Source organism: Pseudomonas sp. IT-P253, from assembly GCF_949768125.1.
Lineage (GTDB): Bacteria > Pseudomonadota > Gammaproteobacteria > Pseudomonadales > Pseudomonadaceae > Aquipseudomonas.
Map to the genome: position 1 here is coordinate 1 of NZ_CATKPT010000024.1, position 21,050 is coordinate 21,050.

Annotated in this window: 17 protein-coding genes; 8 read left to right on the forward strand and 9 right to left on the reverse strand. The window is 60.3% G+C overall.

Annotation, left to right across the window (positions count from 1 at the left end; translation table 11 throughout):
- Window positions 1-21 precede the first annotated feature (21 nt).
- The 4 genes from ACM6IR_RS14860 to ACM6IR_RS14875 form a co-directional block, all read right to left on the reverse strand.
- Window positions 22-885 carry an efflux RND transporter periplasmic adaptor subunit gene (locus tag ACM6IR_RS14860; RefSeq protein ID WP_414908424.1) on the reverse strand — a complete coding sequence of 288 codons (864 nt, stop codon included), beginning with the start codon at window positions 883-885 and terminating at the stop codon, window positions 22-24.
- Between the two features lie 24 nt (window positions 886-909).
- Window positions 910-1,110: a DUF1656 domain-containing protein gene (locus ACM6IR_RS14865; RefSeq protein ID WP_201114793.1), complete on the reverse strand. Its 201-nt coding sequence runs from the start codon at window positions 1,108-1,110 to the stop codon at window positions 910-912.
- Window positions 1,100-3,292 carry an FUSC family protein gene (locus ACM6IR_RS14870; protein WP_414908425.1) on the reverse strand — a complete coding sequence of 731 codons (2,193 nt, stop codon included), beginning with the start codon at window positions 3,290-3,292 and terminating at the stop codon, window positions 1,100-1,102. The genes ACM6IR_RS14865 and ACM6IR_RS14870 overlap by 11 nt, the downstream gene beginning before the upstream one ends.
- Window positions 3,293-3,431: 139 nt before the next feature.
- Window positions 3,432-4,943, reverse strand: a complete 1,512-nt coding sequence (locus ACM6IR_RS14875; protein WP_414908426.1) for an efflux transporter outer membrane subunit — start codon at window positions 4,941-4,943, stop codon at window positions 3,432-3,434.
- A gap of 309 nt (window positions 4,944-5,252) precedes the next feature.
- Between ACM6IR_RS14875 and ACM6IR_RS14880 the strand changes: the two genes are divergently transcribed.
- Window positions 5,253-6,221 carry a LysR family transcriptional regulator gene (locus ACM6IR_RS14880; RefSeq protein ID WP_414908427.1) on the forward strand — a complete coding sequence of 323 codons (969 nt, stop codon included), beginning with the start codon at window positions 5,253-5,255 and terminating at the stop codon, window positions 6,219-6,221.
- A gap of 783 nt (window positions 6,222-7,004) precedes the next feature.
- Here the strand turns inward: ACM6IR_RS14880 and ACM6IR_RS14885 are convergent.
- From ACM6IR_RS14885 to ACM6IR_RS14900, 4 genes are all read right to left on the reverse strand, one after another.
- Window positions 7,005-7,769, reverse strand: coding sequence for an amino acid ABC transporter ATP-binding protein (locus ACM6IR_RS14885; RefSeq protein ID WP_010444394.1), 765 nt, complete (start codon window positions 7,767-7,769; stop codon window positions 7,005-7,007).
- Window positions 7,770-7,798: 29 nt separating this feature from the next.
- A complete protein-coding gene (locus tag ACM6IR_RS14890) occupies window positions 7,799-8,896 on the reverse strand; it encodes an amino acid ABC transporter permease (RefSeq protein ID WP_414908428.1) in 1,098 nt (365 codons plus the stop codon).
- Window positions 8,897-8,906: 10 nt separating this feature from the next.
- Complete coding sequence (locus tag ACM6IR_RS14895) at window positions 8,907-10,088, reverse strand: amino acid ABC transporter permease (RefSeq protein WP_414908429.1); 1,182 nt, start codon at window positions 10,086-10,088, stop codon at window positions 8,907-8,909.
- 65 nt (window positions 10,089-10,153) lie between these two features.
- Window positions 10,154-11,185, reverse strand: a complete 1,032-nt coding sequence (locus ACM6IR_RS14900) for an amino acid ABC transporter substrate-binding protein (protein ID WP_414908430.1) — start codon at window positions 11,183-11,185, stop codon at window positions 10,154-10,156.
- Window positions 11,186-11,651: 466 nt separating this feature from the next.
- Between ACM6IR_RS14900 and ACM6IR_RS14905 the strand changes: the two genes are divergently transcribed.
- The 5 genes from ACM6IR_RS14905 to ACM6IR_RS14925 all read left to right on the forward strand — a co-directional run bounded on the left by ACM6IR_RS14905 (window position 11,652) and on the right by ACM6IR_RS14925 (window position 16,997).
- Window positions 11,652-12,308, forward strand: a complete 657-nt coding sequence (locus ACM6IR_RS14905) for an alpha/beta hydrolase (RefSeq protein ID WP_414908431.1) — start codon at window positions 11,652-11,654, stop codon at window positions 12,306-12,308.
- 98 nt (window positions 12,309-12,406) lie between these two features.
- Entirely contained in the window at window positions 12,407-13,894 is a 1,488-nt protein-coding gene (gene rhlB / locus ACM6IR_RS14910; protein ID WP_414908432.1) for an ATP-dependent RNA helicase RhlB, read from the forward strand.
- Between the two features lie 141 nt (window positions 13,895-14,035).
- A complete protein-coding gene (locus tag ACM6IR_RS14915) occupies window positions 14,036-14,983 on the forward strand; it encodes an ornithine cyclodeaminase family protein (protein ID WP_414908433.1) in 948 nt (315 codons plus the stop codon).
- Window positions 14,984-15,119: 136 nt separating this feature from the next.
- Window positions 15,120-16,247 (forward strand): NAD(P)/FAD-dependent oxidoreductase, encoded by a 1,128-nt coding sequence (locus ACM6IR_RS14920; protein WP_414908434.1) that lies wholly within the window; start codon window positions 15,120-15,122, stop codon window positions 16,245-16,247.
- A gap of 93 nt (window positions 16,248-16,340) precedes the next feature.
- Entirely contained in the window at window positions 16,341-16,997 is a 657-nt protein-coding gene (locus ACM6IR_RS14925; RefSeq protein ID WP_414908435.1) for a helix-turn-helix transcriptional regulator, read from the forward strand.
- Between the two features lie 193 nt (window positions 16,998-17,190).
- On the opposite strand, the gene hmpA is transcribed toward ACM6IR_RS14925, so the two are convergent.
- Window positions 17,191-18,372 (reverse strand): NO-inducible flavohemoprotein, encoded by a 1,182-nt coding sequence (gene hmpA, locus ACM6IR_RS14930; RefSeq protein ID WP_414908436.1) that lies wholly within the window; start codon window positions 18,370-18,372, stop codon window positions 17,191-17,193.
- 156 nt (window positions 18,373-18,528) lie between these two features.
- On the opposite strand from hmpA, the gene norR reads away from it, so the two are divergent.
- Window positions 18,529-20,079, forward strand: coding sequence for a nitric oxide reductase transcriptional regulator NorR (norR, locus tag ACM6IR_RS14935; RefSeq protein ID WP_414908437.1), 1,551 nt, complete (start codon window positions 18,529-18,531; stop codon window positions 20,077-20,079).
- Window positions 20,080-20,187: 108 nt separating this feature from the next.
- On the forward strand, window positions 20,188-20,937 hold the full coding sequence (locus ACM6IR_RS14940) for a YkgJ family cysteine cluster protein (protein WP_414908438.1): 750 nt from the start codon (window positions 20,188-20,190) through the stop codon (window positions 20,935-20,937).
- Window positions 20,938-21,050: the final 113 nt, after the last annotated feature.

The window sequence follows — 21,050 nt, forward strand, 5'->3', positions numbered from 1 at the left end:
GGGGGCGACGCGGTCTACCGATTACTCCACAGTATCCTGCTTCACAACGACGGTGCACGTAATGCCTGCCGCCAGCAGCACCCCGTCCGGCACTTCATCAATGTGAATCCGCACCGGCACCCGCTGTGCCAACCGCACCCAGTTGAACGTCGGGTTCACATCGGCAATCAGCTCACGGCTCTCTGGGTTATCCCGGTCGTAGATGCCGCGGGAAATGCTTTCCACATGCCCCTTGAGCACTTCACCGCTCATCAATTGCATGTCGGCCTTATCACCCACTCGCACATGAGGCAGTTTGGTTTCTTCGAAGAAGCCGTAAACCCAAAACGAGTTCATGTCGACCACGGCCATTTTCGCCTCGCCGATGCGGGCGTAGTCGCCGCGATGGACGTTGAGGTTGGTCACGTAACCATCCACCGCCGCCCGCACTTCGGTGCGTTTCAGGTTGAGTTCGGCGGCTTCGAGTTGCGCTTGCGCGTGTTGGAAATCGGCCAGGGCCGAGTCGGCGATGTTGCTGGCGTCGTCGCGGTTTTCCCTGGAGATCACCAGGGCGTCCATATCGGCGCGGCGATGGGCGTTGACCTTGCGCATCTCCCACGTCGACTTGCGCGAGGCCACCAGCGATTGCGCCTGCTTGACCGCGATGCGGTAGTGCTCGGGATCGATCTGCATCAGCAAATCGCCCTTCTTCACCAGTTGGTTGTCGCGCACGGGCACGTCCACCACTTCACCGGTGACGTCGGCGGCAACGTTGATGATGTCAGCGCGCACCCGGCCGTCGCGGGTCCAGGGGGTGTCCATGTAATGCACCCAGAGGGTCCGGCCGATCCACATCGCAAGGGCCAGCACCAACAGGGTGGCGAGCAGGCTGAAAAGCTTTTTCATCAGGGCATTCTCAGTGGTAGAGAGTCAACGGTAAACAGTCAGCGCCAGGGCGCCGAACAGACAGGTAAACAGACTCAGGCGCAACAGCGCCGGGTGCCAGAAGAAGCGGTACACATCGAACCCGGACAACAACCGGTCCAGCGCCCAGGCCAGCGCAGCTGCGATGAAAAACATCAGCGTCATGGTCGGCATGTACACGCCATGGAAGGCGATCTCACGAGGCATGTTCAAGTCCTTGGGGCGAGCTGTTCGCGTAAGTCGCCAGTGGTGATTGCGGGTCCAGCAATGAAGTGCGGATGAAGTGCAGATAGCTCTTCACCCGGCGCAACGCCGAGGTGTCGAAGTGCGGGGCGAAGGGTTCGTCGGTGGCTTGCACGCGGCTGATGGCGTGATCGACGGCGATCAGTGCACGCTCCAGATTGCTTTGGCTCGGTTGCAGAAACAGCCGTACCAGCGAGCGGCCCATCACCCGGATCGCCTGGCGCCATGGCTGGGATTCGGCATAGGCTGGATGCACCGGCAGGATCGCCTGTTCCTTGCGCAACTCGATAATCGCGTGCCCGACTTCCAGCACCACGAACATCCAGCGCAGCAAGTCCCGTTGCACCTGCGGCTGCCCTGCCGCAAGTCCGTATGCCTGATGCAGCAAGTCCCGCGTGCGGCTTTCGAAGCTCGACGCCAACCCCTTGAGTTTGCCGCTGATGGCGTACACCACTTGCTCGCGCAGATCCTGCTCCAGTCGGCGCCACAACCAGCGGCTGTTGGGCGGCAGAATGATCGCCCCGGCCGCCGCGCACACCAGCATGCCGAGCACCATGGCGATGTAGTCGTTGATGAAGGTGTACGGGTTGTAAACGGTGAGGTTGTCCGGCACCGAACCAGTGCTGAAGAAGATCAGCAAACCGAGGCCGACACCGGCGTATTGCGGCCGCGACGTGAGGAAAGAACCGAGCACGATCACCGGTGCGAGCATCACGCAGAGCAACGGAAAACCATCGATCCAGGGAAAGATGAAAAACATCTCGACGAAGCCGATCAACGCCCCAAGGAACGTCCCGCAGGCCATTTGGAACGCCATGCGTTTGGGGTTCGGCGTGGCGGCAGACAGGCCCACGGTGGCAGCGGCGATCAGGGTCATGGTTGCACCGCTGGGCCAGGCGGTGGCGACCCAGTAACTGCCGAGTACCACCAGAATGAACGCGGCGCGAATGCCCGAAGCGGCCGACGCCAGCCAGTTGGTTTGAGGCGTGAAGGGCTCGTCCCAACGCTCTCGTTCGTGACTGTGATCGGCCAGGGACGCGTGGGTCTGTGCATAACCGTGCAGGTCGTCGACGAAGCGATAGAGCAGTTCATACGCGGTATGAAAATCCAGTTGCTCGGCGTCGCTCGGAGCGCTCTGCTGAAACGTCGCTCGCAGGGTGCGAACCCGCGCCGGCAACCCTTCCTTATAAGCCTTCAACGCGAGCACCAGGCGCGCCGCATCGGCATGGGTCAAGGCACGACCGCTGAAACCGTCGAGTAATTCGGCAAGGTCCTGCAAACCCGGTTTGATCGCCGCGACAACGTGCTCGGCGTTGCTGTCGTACAAGCGTTCGAGCAGCTGGTGCAAGGCGTTGAAGCGCGTGGTGACGCCCATGAACTCGCTGTTCAGGCGACTGAGCCGACCGTTGCGCCGGCGCATGTGCGGGTCTTCGAATACCGTCACGCTGCGCAGCCCCTCCAGGCCCACGGCCTCGGCAATGAACCGCACGTTGCTCGCTTCGAAGGCATCCCGTTGACCGCGGCCGCGCAAGCCGTCGGTGACAAACAGCGCGAACACACCGAAGCGCTGATACAAGGCGTTGCGCATCGCGGCGCTGGCGGTTTGCGGCAGGATCGCGGCGCTGACCAGCGTCGAACAGAGAATCCCCAGAGAGATTTCCAGTACCCGCCAGACCGCCGCCATGAACGCGCCGTCCGGGTGGGCCAGTGCCGGTAAACCGACCATCGCGGCGGTATAACCGGCGAGCACGAAACCGTAGGCACGGAAGTTGCGGCAGCGCGCCGCGCCAGCGGTGCAGATACCGACCCAGATCGCCAGTGAACCGAGGAACAGTTCGGTGTTCTGCGCGAACAAGGCAATCAGCGCCACCATCACCGCCGAGCCGGCCAACGTGCCAAGGAAGCGATAGAAACTCTTGGCGAACACCTGGCCGCTTTGCGGCTGCATGACGATGAACACGGTGATCATCGCCGTACGTGGTTGCGGCAACTCCAGGCGCATCGCCAGCCACAAGGTCAGGAACGCCGCGAACAACACCTTGAAAATGTAGACCCAGGTCACGCCATCGCTGCGTGCCCAGTCGAAAAACCCCCGACGCCATTCCAGGGAATACAGCCAGCGCAAAGGTGCGGGCAAGGAAGTCATGAAATACGGCTCAATGAAATTCAGTAAAGGCTCGGGACCTGTGGGAGCGAGCCTGCTCGCGAAAGCGGTGTGTCAGGCGACATAAATGTTGACTGACATGCCCTCTTCGCGAGCAAGCTCGCTCCTACAGGTTTTGTGTTCAATTCACGATGCTCTTAAGCAGGGCCGGGGTTTTCGGTGCTGCGGTCTGACTGTCTTTCGGCACGTCGTTACCCGCACCGAGTCCGCCCCCCAACGCGGTCACCAGTTCGGCGTGAGCGCTGAGGCGCGCGGCCTGAACCTGCTGCTGGACCTGCTGCTGCTTGAACAACAGCGTCTGGGCGTTGAGCACGTTGAGGTAGTCGGTGAGCCCCCGTTGATAGGCGATCATCGCGATGGCGTAGGTCTTCTGCGCGGAGGCCACGGATTCAGCGGCGAACGTCTGCTGCTTGTCCATGGACTCACGGCGGATCAACTGGTCAGAGATATTTTTCAGGGCGTTGACCAGCGTCTGGTTGTACTTGGCCACGGCAATGTCATAACCGGCCGACGCTTCACCCAGCTCGGAGCGCAAACGGCCGCCATCGAAGATCGGCAACGAGATCGCCGGGCCGACGCTGTAGTTGAGCTTCTTGCCAGTCAAGAACTCCAGTGCTCCGCCACCCGTGGCCATGTAGCCGAGGCTGCCGACCAGATCAACGTTGGGGTAGAAACCGGCATGCGCAACATCAATGCCCCGAGCCTGGGCCGCCACTTGCCAGCGACTGGCGACGACGTCGGGGCGTTGACCGAGCAATTGCGCAGGCAGCGACGATGGCAGTTTCAGCGCTGTACCCAACGACAGCGTCGGCCGCTGCAACTGCGCGCCCTCTCCCGGCCCAAAGCCTGCGAGGGCTGCGAGTTGATTGCGGCTGAGCGCAATTTCTTCATCCAGCGCGTCAATCTGGCGATGGGTTTCCGGCAGCGGCGCTTCGGCCTGACTGACTTCAAAATGGGTGCCGATGCCGCCAGTCAGGCGTTTCTGTGCAAGATCGAGAATCTGCTGCTGTTGCTTCAACGTCGCCTCGACGATGTCACGCTGCGCATAGTGCAACGAGAATTCGATGTAGGCGCGCACGATGTTGTTCTGCAATTCGAGCTGGGCCAGCCGCGCTTCGGCAGCGGTCATGTGGGCCATGTCCACCGCACGTTCGGTGGCATTGCTTTCGCGGCCCCACAAGTCGAGCGCATAGCTGAAGCCCAGCGCGGCGTTGTTGTCCCACGTCGTCGTGTTGGCCAACTCGCCCGGCCCGTAGAACTGATCGGTGGGCCAGTTATGGCGTTTGAGGGTGGATTCGCCGTTGACCTGCAGCGACTCGGCGGATTCGGCGACGCCAGCCATGGATTTGGCCTGACGCACTCGCGCTGTCGCCATTGCCATGGTCGGGCTGCCTTGTACGGCGCGGTCGATCCAACGGTTCAATTGCGGGTCGCCATACGCCTGCCACCATTGGGCGGTGGGCCAGTGAGCGTCCTGCGCGGCGTTCTGGATAGCTGCGTCGGTGGCCAGTGAATTGGCCTCCAGCGCCTTGCCCTGTGGGGCAATACCTCCGGTTCCGATGCAGCCGCTGATTGCCAGGGTTAAAGCCAAAACACTGAGCGTCTGAAACGCTCTGCTGATGCGACGCGGCACTGCTGCAAATTCCTGAAATAGGGGGGAGGTACGAGAAAATGGTGGAACCCGGACATTGTGGGAGCGAGCCTGCTCGCGAAAGCGCAATGACATTCAACATCATTGTTGGCTGAGCCGACGCTTTCGCGAGCAGGCTCGCTCCCACAATGTCCGGGTTCCCACAGTGGCGTAATTCTATGGGGCGACCCGAATGGCGATAAGCCGGGATTCCTGTGAATCTTTATTACCGATCACGCGATAATCCCTTGGTCGGGGTCTCAGACCCTGAAACCTTGTGTCACAATTTGCCATCGCACCCGAGAGCACCCCATGGACACTTTGCAAAACATGCGCGCCTTCAGTTACGTGGCCGAGGCCGGCAGCTTCACCGCCGCCGCCGTGCAACTCGACACCACGACGGCTAACGTCTCGCGCGCGGTCTCCAACCTGGAAGCCCACCTGCAAACCCGCCTGCTCAATCGCACAACCCGACGCATCGCCCTGACCGAGGCCGGCAAACGCTATCTGCTGCGCTGCGAGCAGATCCTGGCCTACGTTGAAGAAGCTGAAGCCGAGGCCAGCGACGCCCACGCGCGCCCGGCCGGGCAACTCAAGGTGCACACCATGACCGGCATCGGTCAGCACTTCGTGATCGACGCCATCGCCCGCTATCGCAAAAGCCACCCGGACGTGACCTTCGACCTGACCATGGCCAACCGCGTGCCGGACCTGCTCGATGAGGGCTACGATGTGTCCATCGTGCTCGCCAGCGAACTGCCGGACTCGGGCTTCGTCTCCCAGCGGTTGGGCATCACCTACAGCATCGTTTGTGCCTCGCCGGCGTATGTAAAAGCCAACGGCTGCGCGCAAAAGCCCAGCGATTTGCTCAACCACGCCTGTTTGCGCCTGGTCAGCCCGGTGATCCCGCTGGAGAAATGGAACTTCGACGGGCCGGAAGGCCAGGAAATGGTCACCATCAATAGCTCGCCGTTTTTGGTGAACTCCGCCGACGCAATGAAAACCGCGATCACCAGCGGCATGGGCGTGGGTGTGCTGCCGGTGTACGCCGCCATCGAAGGCTTGCGCAACGGCACGTTGGTGCGGGTGATGCCGAACTACCGGTCGCAGGAATTGAATCTGTATGCGATCTACCCGTCGCGGCAGTACCTGGACGCGAAGATCAAGACCTGGGTCGAGTACCTGCGTGGATCGTTGCCGGAGATCTTGGCGGCGCATCAGGCGGAACTGGCGGCTTATGACTTGAGCGGGAGCATGGCTGGGGCTCGGGTGGCTAACTGATTTTCGCCTGCGCGACAGTTTTTGGATTGGGGGCATATCCGGTTTTTTGGTAGCGGCGGCTAATGGTTCCGCCCTTACGGCGGGTCACTTTCGAAAAGCGCGAAAGTAACCAAAGCGCTCTTGCCCCTTTCGTTCGGTGCCTCGCTGTGGCTCGGCATGCCCTCGCTCCGGTCCTGCTCCGTGGGCCCGCCGCCATCGGCCATCCATGGCCGGGGGCGGCTAACCCGGCATCCATGCCGGGTTGCCCACTGCGCAGAACCTCCACTCGGCCTCTCGAGGGGGCGGTGCCTCAAGATCAAAAGCTGAAGGCGAGCTAACGCTCGGCTTGATGAGTGGTGAGGATCAAAAGCGGTACGCCGCGCCATTGTGGGGGTTAAAAACAATTGCGGTGCGCCGATACATTGTGGGAGCGAGCCTGCTCGCGAAGCTGTTGATCTTGCCGTTGCTTCGCTTCGGCTTCAGATCTGCCGCCCCTTTCCCAGAGGCCGAACGCAGGCGTTGCGCAGGGGGCACCGCGGCAAGGATGCCGCGGTAGCCGCCCCCGGCCATGGATGGCCGATGGCGGCGGCCCCCCGGAGCAATGCCGGAGTGAGGGCATGCCGAGCCTAAGCGAGGCACCGAATGGAGGGGCAAGACTTTTTGGTTACTTTTGAGGCGTTTGTCAAAAGTGACTCGCTGTAAAAGCGAAACCGCCAGCCGCCGCTACCAAAAAAATGGATATGCCCCCAATCAAAACCCCACCACAGCTTCAGAACACCGCCCAGGTTTCTAAAACCCCCCCGATCAATGCAAAATCTGGCTCAAAAACAACTTGGTCCGTTCATTCTGCGGATTGTCGAAGAAGTCATTCGGCGCCGCCTGTTCAACAATTTCCCCCTTGTCCATGAAGATCACCCGGTTAGCCACAGTCCGGGCAAAGCCCATTTCGTGGGTTACACAGAGCATGGTCATGCCGTCTTCGGCCAAACCGATCATGGTGTCGAGCACCTCTTTCACCATCTCTGGATCGAGCGCCGACGTCGGTTCGTCGAACAACATGATTTTCGGCTTCATGCACAGCGCACGAGCAATCGCCACACGTTGTTGCTGCCCGCCGGACAACTGCCCCGGAAATTTATGTGCCTGCTCCGGAATACGCACACGCTCCAGGTAATGCATGGCAATTTCTTCGGCCTTGCGCTTGGGCATCTTGCGCACCCACATCGGCGCCAGCGTGCAGTTTTGCAGGATGGTCAGGTGCGGGAACAGGTTGAAGTGCTGGAACACCATGCCGACTTCACGACGGATCGCTTCGATCTGCTTGAGGTCGTTGGTCAGTTCCACGCCATCGACCACGATGCGGCCCTGCTGGTGTTCTTCCAGACGGTTGAGGCAACGAATGGTGGTGGATTTGCCCGAACCCGACGGGCCGCACAGGACGATACGCTCGCCCTGCTTGACGTTCAGGTTGATGTCTTTCAACACATGGAACTGGCCGTACCACTTGTTGACGCCCTGCATCTGAATAATGCCTTCAGGGCTCACAGGCTGTTTGATCGCTTCACTCATGACAAAACTTCCTAAATTAGGTACGGCTTTTAGCGCTTGTGCCCAGTGTCCAGCTTACGTTCCAAATGCATGGAGTAGCGGGACATGCCAAAACAGAAAATCCAGAACACCAGGGCCGCGAACACATAACCTTCAGTGGCCATGCCCAACCATTTCGGGTCGGCGGCGGCTTGCTTGACGCTGTTGAGCAGGTCGAACAGGCCGATGATGATCACCAGGCTTGTGTCCTTGAACAGCGCAATGAAGGTGTTGACGATGCCTGGAATGACCAGCTTCAGGGCTTGCGGCAGAATCACCAGGCCCATGCTGCGCCAGTAACCGAGGCCCATGGCGGCAGCCGCTTCGTACTGACCTTTGGGAATCGCTTGCAGGCCACCACGCACCACTTCGGCCACATACGCCGACTGGAACAGGATCACGCCGATCAGCGCCCGCAGCAGTTTGTCGAAGTTCATGCCTTCGGGCAGGAACAGCGGCAGCATCACCGAGGACATGAACAGCACCGTGATCAACGGTACGCCGCGCCAGAATTCGATGAAGGTCACGCAGACCACCCGAATCGCCGGCATGTTCGAACGACGGCCCAGGGCCAGGACGATACCCAGCGGCAGCGCGCCAGCAATACCAACGGTGGCGATCACCAGGGTCAGCATCAAGCCGCCCCATTGGCTGGTCGCCACGGTGGCCAGGCCAAAAAGGTCGCCGTGCAACAGGAAGTAGGCAATGATCGGGTACAGCACCAGGAAACTCAGGCCATACACCGCTTTGTGGTGAAAGCGCGAGATGAACAACGGTGCGATGCCGATGATGGCCAGCCACACGGTCAGGTCCACCCGCCAGCGCAGTTCCGGCGGATAGTAGCCGTACATGAACTGGCCAAAGCGTTGCTGGATGAACACCCAGCACGCACCTTCCTTGGTGCAGTCGGCGCGGGTGGTGCCCACCCAGTTGGCGTCAAGGATTGCCCAATGCAGGATCGGCGGCACCACCAGGTAAATCAGATAGAACGCGAACAGGGTCAGCAGGGTGTTGAGCCAGCTGGAGAACATGTTCGCGCGCATCCAGGCGATCACACCAATACTGCTGCTCGGTGGAGGCATGTCAGGTTTGAAAGTATGAGTACTCATGCGCTTTTCCTTACCGCTCGATCAGCGCAATGCGCTTGTTGTACCAGTTCATCAGCAAGGAAATGCTGATACTGATCGCCAGGTACACGCTCATGGTGATGGCAATGACTTCGATCGCTTGCCCGGTCTGGTTCAGCACCGTACCGGCGAACAAAGACACCATTTCCGGATAACCGATACCGGCCGCCAGCGAGGAGTTTTTCGCCAGGTTCAGGTACTGGCTGGTCAGCGGCGGAATGATCACGCGCAGGGCTTGCGGGATGATCACCTGGCGCAGGGTCGGACCGTTGCGCAAACCCAGGGAATGCGCCGCTTCGGTCTGGCCATGGCTGACCGACTTGATGCCCGAACGCACGATCTCGGCAATAAATGCCGCGGTGTACACCGTCAGGGCCAGGGTCAGCGCCAGCAGTTCCGGGATCAGCACCCAGCCACCGACGAAGTTGAAGCCCTGCAGCTTCGGCAGTTCCCAGTGCAGCGGCGCACCGAAGATCAACGCGCACAGCGCCGGGATCACCAGGAACAGCGCCAGGCCCACCCAGAACTTGTGGAAGGGTACGCCGGTCGCTTCGAAGCGCTTGGTGGCCCAGCGGTTCATCAGCACGATGGCGACAATGGCCACGACCACGCTGACCACGAAGGCCCAGAACCCATCCGCCATTTGCGCGGCCGGCATGTTCAGGCCGCGGCTGCTGACGAAGAAGGTGTCGCCGAAGTTATGGCTGTTGCGGGGCCCCGGCATGGTGAGGAACACCGCGAAGTACCAGAACAGGATTTGCAGCAACGGCGGAATGTTGCGGAAGACTTCCACATAAACAGTCGCCAGCTTGCTGATGATCCAGTTCTTCGACAGGCGTGATACGCCAACGATGAACCCCAGGATCGTCGCCAGGATCACGCCGATGAAGGTCACCAGCAGCGTGTTGAGCAGGCCGATGACAAACACCCGGGCATACGTGTCCGATTCGGTGTAGTCGATCAGGTGTTGAGCGATGCCGAAACCTGCACTGCGCTCCAGAAAGCTGAAACCGGAGGTGATACCCCGGTGTTGAAGGTTGGTCTGCACGTTATCGAACAGGTACCAGCCCATCGAGACCACCGCCACAAGGGTGATGATCTGAAATAGCCACGCACGCACTTTGGGATCGTTGAGGCTGAGCCTCTGCTTTGGTGCGCCGATTGAATTTTGCATGAAGTGCCCCGGATGTAATGGAACAGAACATCACCCGGTGGTTGGCCCACCGGGCGATAGAACCATCAGCGCACTGGTGGTGCGTATTGAATGCCGCCGTTGGTCCACAGGGCGTTCAAGCCACGGTCGATTTCCAGCGGGGTGCTCTTGCCGAGGTTTTTCTCGAACACTTCACCGTAGTTACCGACCTGGCTGACGATCTTGACGACCCAGTCCTTCGGCAGCTTCAGATCCTTGCCGTATTCACCGTCAGCGCCCAGCAGACGGGCAACGTCCGGGTTCTTGGTCGACTTGGCTTGTTCAGCCACGTTTTTGGAGGTGACGCCCGCCTCTTCAGCGTTGAGCATGGCGTAGCCAACCCAACGAACGATCGCCAGCCACTCGTCGTCGCCGTTACGCACGACAGGACCCAGAGGTTCTTTGGAAATGGTTTCTGGCAATACCACGTAGTCTTTCGGCGAAGCCAGCTTGCTGCGCTGTGCGTACAGCTGGGACTTGTCGGAGGTCAGCACGTCGCAACGACCGGATTCCAGCGACTTGGCGCTTTCATCGGAGGTGTCGAAAGTGATCGGGGTGTATTTCAGGTTGTTGGCACGGAAGTAATCGGACACGTTCAGCTCGGTGGTGGTACCGGCTTGAATACAGATGGTCGCACCGTCCAGTTCCTTGGCACTTTTTACGCCCAGCTTGCTGTTGGCCAGGAAGCCTACGCCGTCGTAGTAAGTAATGAAGCCAGGAAACTTCAGGCCCATGCCCGCGTCACGGGAACTGGTCATGGTGGAGTTACGCGACAGCATGTCAATTTCGCCGGATTGCAGAGCAGTGAAACGCTCCTTCGCATTCAACTGGCTGAATTTGACCTTGTTCGCATCACCAAAGACTGCAGCAGCGACAGCGCGGCAGTAGTCAGCATCGATACCCACGATCTTGCCAGTGGAGTCCGGTACCGAGAAGCCGGGCAGACCGTCGCTCACGCCGCACTGTACGAAACCTTTTTTCTGCACTGCATCCAGGGTTGCACCCGCCTGAGCGAACCCACTGACACCGAGTACTGCGGCTGCAGTCACGATGGCCAGGGTGGATTTCAACATCTTCATTCAAACCTCCAGTTTTGCTCTTGTTGTGTCGGAGCTTGAGTCCAGTCGCACCCTTATGAGGCGTTGTTGACCCGTGTTGGCTTTTTTTGGGGTCAACCGACGTAAGACCTGCGCTATGAGTCTAGTAGGAGAAAATCCATTCATGGATAACTCACTTCTCACCAATCGGCCGAACGGGCTGTAGCCCTTTCACGTTCGCGAAGCCCGTAGCGGCCACTGGCGAACATCCATCACCGGATTCTTTGCTATCCCGCAACCAGCGGTACACTGATAGTGTTACCGCAAGGCACGAGATGGGTTGCACCGTTTTCCCATAGCAAAGCCCGTACCAGACCGTCCGCTAAAGCGTTTCAGCGCCAGGTCAATAGCAAAACTTGTAGCCTTGCGACATCTTCTTAACTGATCAACCAGGCACGCACTCGGAACTCGCACTGAACGAGCGCGCGCGCACACCTTTGGAGCACCCATGACCCAGCCCTTGATTCTTCACCCCGTCAAGCCCGCAGACGCCTGCGTAATCTGGCTGCACGGCTTGGGCGCTGACCGTTACGACTTCCTGCCGGTGGCCGAAGCCTTGCAGGAAACGCTGTTGACCACCCGCTTCGTTCTCCCTCAGGCACCGACACGCGCGGTCACCATCAACGGTGGCTACGAGATGCCAAGCTGGTACGACATATTGGCCATGAACCCGGCGCGTGCGATCAACCGCGAGCAGCTGAAAGAGTCGGCACAAGTAGTCATCAATCTGATCGAAGAGCAGCGCGCCGGTGGAATAGACGCCTCGCGAATTTTTCTGGCCGGCTTTTCCCAGGGTGGCGCCGTGGTGCTACACACCGCCTTCCTGAAATGGCAGGGAGCATTGGGCGGCGTAATTGCCCTCTCCACTTATGCACCGACTTTCAGCGATGAACTGGAGCTTTCGGCCAGCCAGCAGCGCATTCCCGTGCTGTCTTTGCACGGCCAGTACGATGACGTGGTTCAAAACGCCATGGGTCGCAGCGCTTATGAGCATTTAAAGCTGCGTGGTGTCACCGTGACATGGCAGGAATACCCAATGGGCCACGAAGTGTTACCCGAGGAGATTCGCGACATCGGCGTATGGCTCGCCGAGCGCTTGCGTTAACGCTTCAGGCGAAAAGCACGCCCTTTGATCATCCCACTACGCCGCGCCCGATTCTTGCATTACACTGGCCGGCGTATATTCCTTAACCAATTGATGAGATGACCGTGCTCAAAGCACTCAAAAAAATGTTCGGTAAAAGCGAGACTGAGCAACTCGCGCCAGTCACCAGTGCTCCGTCTCACAATCCCGGCCACCGCACCGACGGTAATCAGTCTGGCCAGACCGCCACCGCCGCGGTACCGAAGCACGAGCCAGCGACCGCACCGGCCGTCCAGCCTGTTGAAGTTGCTGCCGCCGAGCCACCGCGTAGCGAAGCCCCGAAACCCGCAAAACCGCGTCGCGAACCGAAGCCAAAGGCGCCGGTCATTCCCTGGAAACTCGAAGATTTCGCCGTCGAACCCCAGGAAGGCAAAACCCGTTTCCACGATTTCAAACTCGCTCCCGAACTGATGCATGCCATCCAGGACCTGGGCTTTCCGTATTGCACGCCGATCCAGGCCCAAGTGCTTGGCTTCACCCTGGCGGGCAAAGACGCCATCGGTCGCGCCCAGACCGGCACCGGCAAAACCGCCGCGTTCCTGATTTCGATCATCACCCAGCTGCTGCAAACCCCGCCGCCGAAAGAGCGTTACATGGGCGAGCCCCGAGCGCTGATCATCGCGCCGACCCGTGAACTGGTGGTGCAAATCGCCAAGGACGCGGCCGACCTGACCAAGTACACCGACCTCAACGTCATGACGTTTGTTGGCGGCATGGATTTCGACAAGCAGCTCAAGCACCTCGAAGCCCGTCACTGCGACATCCTCGTGGCCACGCCGGGCCGCCTGCTGGACTTCAACCAGCGTGGCGACGTGCACCTGGACATGGTCGAAGTCATGGTCCTGGACGAAGCCGACCGAATGCTCGACATGGGTTTCATCCCACAAGTGCGCCAGATCATTCGCCAGACCCCGCCGAAAAACGAACGTCAGACACTGCTGTTCTCCGCGACCTTCACCGAAGACGTGATGAACCTCGCCAAGCAGTGGACCACCGACCCGTCGATCGTTGAGATCGAGTCGCAGAACGTGGCCAGCGAAAACGTCGAGCAGCACATCTACGCGGTGGCCGGTGCCGACAAATACAAACTGCTCTACAACCTGGTCAACGACAACGGCTGGGAGCGGGTGATGGTGTTCGCCAACCGCAAGGATGAAGTGCGGCGCATCGAAGAACGCCTGGTCCGTGATGGCGTCAACGCCGCGCAGCTGTCGGGTGACGTACCGCAGCACAAACGCATCAAGACCCTGGAAGGTTTCCGCGAAGGCAAGATTCGCGTGCTGGTGGCCACCGATGTCGCCGGTCGCGGCATCCACATCGACGGCATCAGCCACGTGATCAACTTCACCCTGCCGGAAGTTCCGGACGACTACGTACACCGTATCGGCCGTACCGGTCGTGCTGGCGCCGATGGGGTGTCCATCAGTTTTGCCGGTGAAGACGACTCCTACCAGCTACCGTCCATCGAGGCGCTGCTGGGACGCAAGATCAGCTGTGAAACGCCACCGACGCATCTGTTGCGAGCGGTTGAGCGCAAGCGCCCGTAACAGGGGACGCAGTAAAAGAGGCGCAGCCGGAAACGGACTGCGCTTTTTTTCCGTCTGGATTTTTTTCAACAGGAGCTTGCCCGCGATAACTAAAAGTCCATAATAGACAAATTAGTTTACTTTCAGTGCCCGGAGCCGACCATGTCCAGTACGCCTTATGTGATCAACCAACTTCAGGCCCGCGAGCTGCTGGCACAGGTCGACGTGCCGAAAATCCTGCGCAAACTTTTCCGCGACCTGGCCGCCGGGCAAGCGGTGCAACCGGCGCAGCATCTGGTGGAGTTTCCACAAGGTGCCGGTGATTTCATCAACTACCTGGGGGTACTGGCAGAAGAAGGCGTCTATGGGGTCAAGACCTCGCCGTACATCGTGCGCGAGCAAGGTCCGCTGGTGACGGCGTGGACGTTGCTGATGTCGATGCAGACCGGCCAGCCGTTGCTGCTCTGTGATGCCGGCGAGCTGACCACCGCACGCACCGCCGCGACCACAGCCGTGGCGGTTGATGCCCTCGCCCCATTGCAGGCCCGGCGCCTGGCGATCATCGGCAGTGGCAAGGTCGCCCAGGCGCACCTGCATTACGTCAAGAACCTGCGGGCCTGGCAGAGCATCAGCCTCTATTCGCCAGGCCTGGGCGATCTGAATCCAGAAGCACTGGCACAGCTCAACAGCCTCGATCCACGCCTGACCCTCGTCGACAACCGCGAAACGGCAATTCAAGACGCTGACGTGATCATGCTCTGCACCTCCTCCGCAGGCCCGGTGATCGACCCGTCGAAGTTAAGCAAACCGGCGCTGATCACCTCCATCAGCACCAACGCGCCGCGTGCCCACGAAGTGCCGCCGCAGAGCCTCAATCATATGCAGGTATTTTGCGACTATCGCCTGACCACCCCGGGCTCGGCCGGTGAAATGCTGATTGCCGGCGAACAACATGGTTGGGAAAAAAACGCGATTATCGGCGACCTGCCGGATCTGCTCAGCGAAAAAGTGCAGCGCCCCGACTACGATCGTCATGTGTTCTTTCGCTCGATTGGTCTGGGCCTGGAAGACATCGCAGTGGCCAATGCCATTTACCAACTTCAGCACTAACACCACCGCCCCTGTAGGAGCGAGGCTTGCCCGCGAAGGCGGTGTATCAGGAGATAAAATTTAAACTGACACACCGCCTTCGCGGGCAAGCCTCGCTCCTACAGGGAGCCTTATTTGCGCCCCACAGGAGACGTTCATGAGCCAGGCAGATTTCATCATCATCGGCGGCGGGATAGCCGGCGCTTCCACCGGTTTCTGGCTGTCGCAACAGGCCCGCGTGATCGTGCTCGAACGCGAATCCCATCCGGCCTACCACTCGACCGGACGTTCCGCTGCGTTGTACACCGCCGCCTACGGGACTCCGCAGGTTCGGGCATTGACCCAGGCCAGCCGCGATTTCTTCGACACCCCGCCAACCGGTTTCTGCGAGCACCCGCTGCTGACCCCGCGCGGCGAGATGACCGTGGACTTCACTGGCGATCCGGTCGAACTGAACAATCAATACCTGAGCGCCAAATCCACCGTGCCGGAGATGCAACTGCTCAGCGCCGACGAGGCCTGTGCGCGCCTGCCGATTCTGCGCCGGGAAAAAGTCCATGGTGCGATCTTCGACCCGACGGCCAGTGATATCGACACCGATGCCCTGCACCAGGGTTACCTGCGCGGTATCCGCCGCAACAACGGCGAGGTCCATACCGACCGTGAAGTCCTGAGCCTGACCCGCGATGCCGAAGGTATGTGGCACGTAGAAACCAACGGCCAGACCTTTACCGCCCCGGTCATCATCAATGCGGCCGGCGCCTGGGCCGACAAGATCGGCGAACTGGCCGGCGCCAGGCCGCTGGGCCTGCAACCGAAACGTCGGGCGGCGTTCATCTTCGCCGGGCCCGAGGGCGTGGACATCCACCATTGGCCGATGCTGGTCAGCCTCGACGAATCCTTCTACATGAAGCCCGACGCCGGAATGTTCCTCGGCTCGCCGGCCAACGCCGACCCGGTAGAACCGCACGACGTGCAGCCGGAAGAACTGGACATCGCCATGGGCATTTATCAGATCGAAGAAGCCACGACCCTGACCATCCGCCGTCCGACCCGAACCTGGGCCGGCCTGCGCAGTTTCGTCAGCGACGGCGACTTGTTGTCCGGTTACGATCCACAGGTGCCGGGATTGTTCTGGGTGGCGGCGCAAGGCGGCTATGGCATTCAAACATCACCGGCCATGGGCCAGGCCAGCGCCGCACTGGTACGCGGTGAAACCCTGCCCGAACAACTGACGCGCTTCGGCCTGGATGCGCAGATGCTCTCCCCCACCCGGCTGAGCTGATTGTCGTCCTCAGGTGACGTCTCGACACGATTACGGCAAACTTCCAGCGCCCTCTGTTGATGAGGCGTTGATACTGCCTGGAGCTCCAACTTTATGAACGCCCAAGAACACGATCCGGCCCTCGATGTCTCTGCGTTGGAGCGCTCGCCGCTGGACAACTATCGAGCGATCGCCGACGCCATCGCCACATTGTTCTTTCCTCACGCCGAGGTGGTGCTGCACGATCTGCGCACACAGAAGGTCGACTACATCGCCAACAACCTGTCCAAACGGGAAATTGGTGATGATTCGGCACTGGAGGACATGCTCAGCGACGATGTCAGCGAACGAAACATCGGGCCGTACGAAAAACTCAATTGGGATGGTCAGAAGATCCGTAGCCTGAGCAGCGTGCTGCGCGACAGTGAAGGTCGTCCGCTGGCGGTGCTGTGCATTAACCTGAATATTTCGTTGTTCGAAAACGCGAAAGCGGCACTGGATCTGTTCCTGTCGCCGAGCAAGCTGATTCCACAACCGGACGCGCTGTTTCGCGATGACTGGCAGGAGCGGATCAATACCTTCCTCCATGCCTGGCTGCGCGAACGCCAGCTGAGCCTGAACCTGCTGACCCGCGACCACAAACGCGAACTGGTGCTGGCGTTGCATGCCGAAGGCGCTTTCAAAGGCAAAAGCGCCTCCAACTATGTCGCCAATGTGCTGAACATGGGACGGGCAACGGTGTACAAGCATTTGAAGGAATTGAAGGGCTGAGAGACCGATAGGCACAGGTCGAACCGCAATCCTGTAACAGCTGGCGAAGCCTGCGTTCGAGGACGAAGTCCTCGCAAAACCAGCAACCGAGGTCCGCCTTTGACAACGCGTCTGCAGGGCTGGCGAGGACTGCGTCCTCGAACGCAGGCTTCGCCAGCTGCTACAGGGGCCGTCCGAATCTCAGCACTTGCCGTTATTCCAGCACTGCAGCCGGCCCGAAGAATTCGTAACGGCTCTGCTTCTCCGGAACACCCAGGGCTTTGAGGTGGCGCTTGACCGCCGCCATAAAGCCTTTAGGCCCGAGGAAGTAAGCGTCCAGATCGCGCTGCTGCGGCAACCACTCGCCGAGCTGCTCCTGAGTCAACAAACCCACCTTGTGCGCTGCCGGGCTGACGCCGTCATCTTCGTCGTAGCAATAGAAGCGCTTGAGCTGCGGGTGACGTTCGGCCAAGCCGTCGATCCAGTCACGGAAGGCGTGAACGCTGCCGTTACGTGCGCAGTGGATAAAATGCACCGGCCGCTCGGTCGCCAGAGCCGCTTCAAGCATCGCCAGAGTCGGCGTGATGCCAACGCCGCCGCTGATCAACACCAGTGGTTTGTCGCTGTCGCTCAGAGTGAAATCGCCCGATGGCGGGAACAGCTCAATGGTCGAACCCACTTGCAGGTGATCGTGCAAGTGGTTCGAGGCGCGGCCACCGGTTTCACGCTTGACGCTGATGCGATACTGGCCTTTGTTCGCCAAGGCTGACAGCGAGTAGTTACGACGGATTTCTTCGCCATCGAGGATCAGCTTCATGCCGATGTACTGGCCAGGCTCTGCCGCCAGAATCGGGCCTTTGTCGGCCGGTTCGAAGTAGAACGAGATGATTTCAGCGCTTTCTTCAACCTTGGCCGCCACGATGAATTCCCGCGCCCCGCGCCAGCCGCCCGGTGCCTGTTCTTTCTGGTCGTAGATGCTGGTTTCGGCGCCGATCAGGATCTCGGCCAATTGACCGTAGGCCGCGCCCCAGGCGCTCATCACTTCAGGCGTGGCAATTTCGTCGCCCAACACTTCGGAGATCGCCCGCAGCAGGCAGGTACCGACAATCGGGTAGTGTTCCGGGAGGATTTGCAGGGCGACGTGCTTGTTGATGATCTTGGCCACCAGATCGCCCAACTGGTCGAGCTGGTCAATGTGCCGCGCATACATCAACACACCGTTGGCCAAGGCACGTGGCTGATCACCACTGGCCTGGTGGGCCTGGTTGAACAGCGGGCGAACTTGCGGGTACTCGGAGAGCATCATGCGGTAGAAGTGAGTGATCAACGCTTCGCCCCCGCTTTCCAGCAACGGCACAGTGGATTTGACGATGGCACGGTCTTGAACGCTAAGCATAAGGCGACTCCTGGGTGACATGGGTTGCTAACTGATGACTCTAGGCTTATCAGTTTCCGTGCCAATATTTAAAACCTTATAAATCAATAGCTTAAAAACAATATAGTCATATCGACAGCAGCTGCTTTATAGTCATACCGACTACACGGAGTCACTATGACTGCAAAAGCCTTGCTGACCACGCTGCTACCCCTGGTATCCGACCTTTCCCGCGAACTCCCCGAAGGCGAGCGTTATCGACGCCTGCTCGAAGCCATGCGCGCCCTGCTCCCCTGCGATGCCGCCGCCCTGCTGCGCCTCGACGGCGAATGGCTGGTGCCCCTGGCCGTTGACGGGTTGAGCACCGACACCCTTGGCCGGCGCTTCAAAGTCAGCGAGCACCCACGTTTCGAAGCTTTGCTCAGCAGCCCCGGCCCGACTCGCTTCGCCGCCGACAGCAACTTGCCTGACCCTTACGATGGGCTGGTCGATGGCCTCGACGATCACCTGGAAGTCCACGACTGCATGGGTTGCCCGCTGTTCATCGACGAACGTCCGTGGGGCCTGCTGACGCTCGATGCCCTCGATCCGGAGCGCTTCGAACCGATCGAACTGGACGCCCTGCAAGCTTTCGCCAGCCTCGCCGCCGCCACGGTCAACGCCGCCGAGCGCATCGAACGCCTGGCCAATCGCGTCGAAGACGAACATCAGCGCGCCGAGGTTTACCGCCAGGCCAGCGGCCAGCAGAACCGCGAGATGATTGGCCAGAGCAAGACCCACAAACGGCTGGTGGAAGAAATCAATCTGGTGGGCGGCAGCGATCTGACCGTGCTGATCACTGGGGAAACCGGGGTCGGCAAAGAGTTGGTGGCTCAGGCGATTCACGCCGCATCACCCCGAGCCGACAAGCCGATCATCAGCCTCAACTGCGCCGCATTGCCGGACACCTTGGTGGAAAGCGAACTGTTCGGCCACGTGCGCGGCGCGTTCACCGGGGCAATGAATGACCGGCGCGGCAAGTTCGAACTGGCCAACGGTGGCACGCTGTTTCTCGATGAAGTCGGTGAGTTGTCGCTGACGGTGCAGGCCAAATTGCTGCGCGTGCTGCAAAGCGGCCAATTGCAACGGCTGGGTTCGGATAAAGAACACCAGGTCGACGTGCGACTGATCGCGGCAACCAACCGCGACCTGGCGGAGGAAGTACGCAGTGGCCGCTACCGTGCCGACTTCTATCACCGACTCAGTGTTTACCCGTTGCTGGTGCCGGCCTTGCGGGATCGCGGACGTGATGTGCTGCTGCTCAGCGGCTACTTCCTGGAACAGAACCGCTCGCGCATGGGCCTCAACAGCCTGCGCCTGAACGCGGACGCCCAGGCTGCGCTGCTGGCCTATAGTTGGCCCGGCAACGTGCGGGAGCTGGAGCACTTGATCGGCCGCAGTGCCTTGAAGGCCTTGGGTAGCTGTAAGGAACGACCGAAAATTCTCAGTTTGAGCGCTACCGACCTGGACCTGCCCAATGGCAGCGTCGACGTCAGTGTCGAGCAACCGGCTGCGGCCGCAGTGGCAACGGTGGCGGGCGATTTGCGCGAGGCCACCGAAAGCTATCAGCGCCACTTGATCAGTGCATGCCTGGAGCGTCACCACAACAACTGGGCAAGCGCCGCCCGTGAACTGGGCCTGGATCGGGCGAATCTCGGGCGAATGGCCAAGCGATTGGGCATGAAGTGAGCCATCCGCCGCCAACGCGCAGTGAGTGGCGCATAACTTGCTTCGAGAGCGGCCACTGCGGCGGCATTCTGTCGCTGTTTTATGCCCTCGGATGCGACTGACCGCTCAATGAATACGACGTTTTCCTGCGTAGGTTGCGGCAAATGCTGCAACGATCACCATGTGCCCCTGACCCTGCCCGAAGCCCGGGTCTGGGCCGCCGATGGCGGTCAGGTGATCGTGCTGGTGGAAGCCTTCCTGAGCAATGGCCTGGGCCTGCCGCCGCAGCAACGCGAACACGCCGAACGTCGTTCGGCGCGGGTTCGCAGCGCCGACGCCGAGGCCAACGTCGCGGTCACCTTTGCGGCCTATAACGTCGGAGCCTGCCGTCATCTTGACGAAGACAATCGCTGTCGCATCTACGAACGCCGCCCGTTGGTGTGCCGCATCTACCCGATGGAAATCAATCCGCACATCCCCCTGAACACTGCAGTGAAGGAATGCCCGCCCGAGTCCTGGGAAAAAGGGCCGCAGTTGATTGTTGGCGGTGAGTTGATAGACCGGGAATTGTCAGCGCTGATTCAGCGCTCCCGTCAGGCGGATCGCGATGACATTCAGATGAAGGACGCCATTTGCGCGTTGCTGGGAATCCGCACGACCGCGCTGAAGGGCGATGGATTTACCGCCTATCTGCCGGACATGCACGCATTCGCCAGGATCATCGACGAATTGACCGGCCAGGTATTGCCGCAGTGGGACAGCGAATGGCTGTTCCATGTGTCGGGTGAGGATATCGCCAGGCAAGTACAGGCGGCCGGGGCGCAAGTGGCGACCGATGGGGCTGCGAACTACAGGTTTATTTCGTTGCGGGCGGCTTGATCCGAAGGGATTTGCGCCTGTAATGGCCTCTTCGTCGGAACGCCGCCCGGAGCCGGCTCGCTTCCACAGTGGACCATCGCCGTACACAAACTCTGTGTTCGCTGAAGATCCCT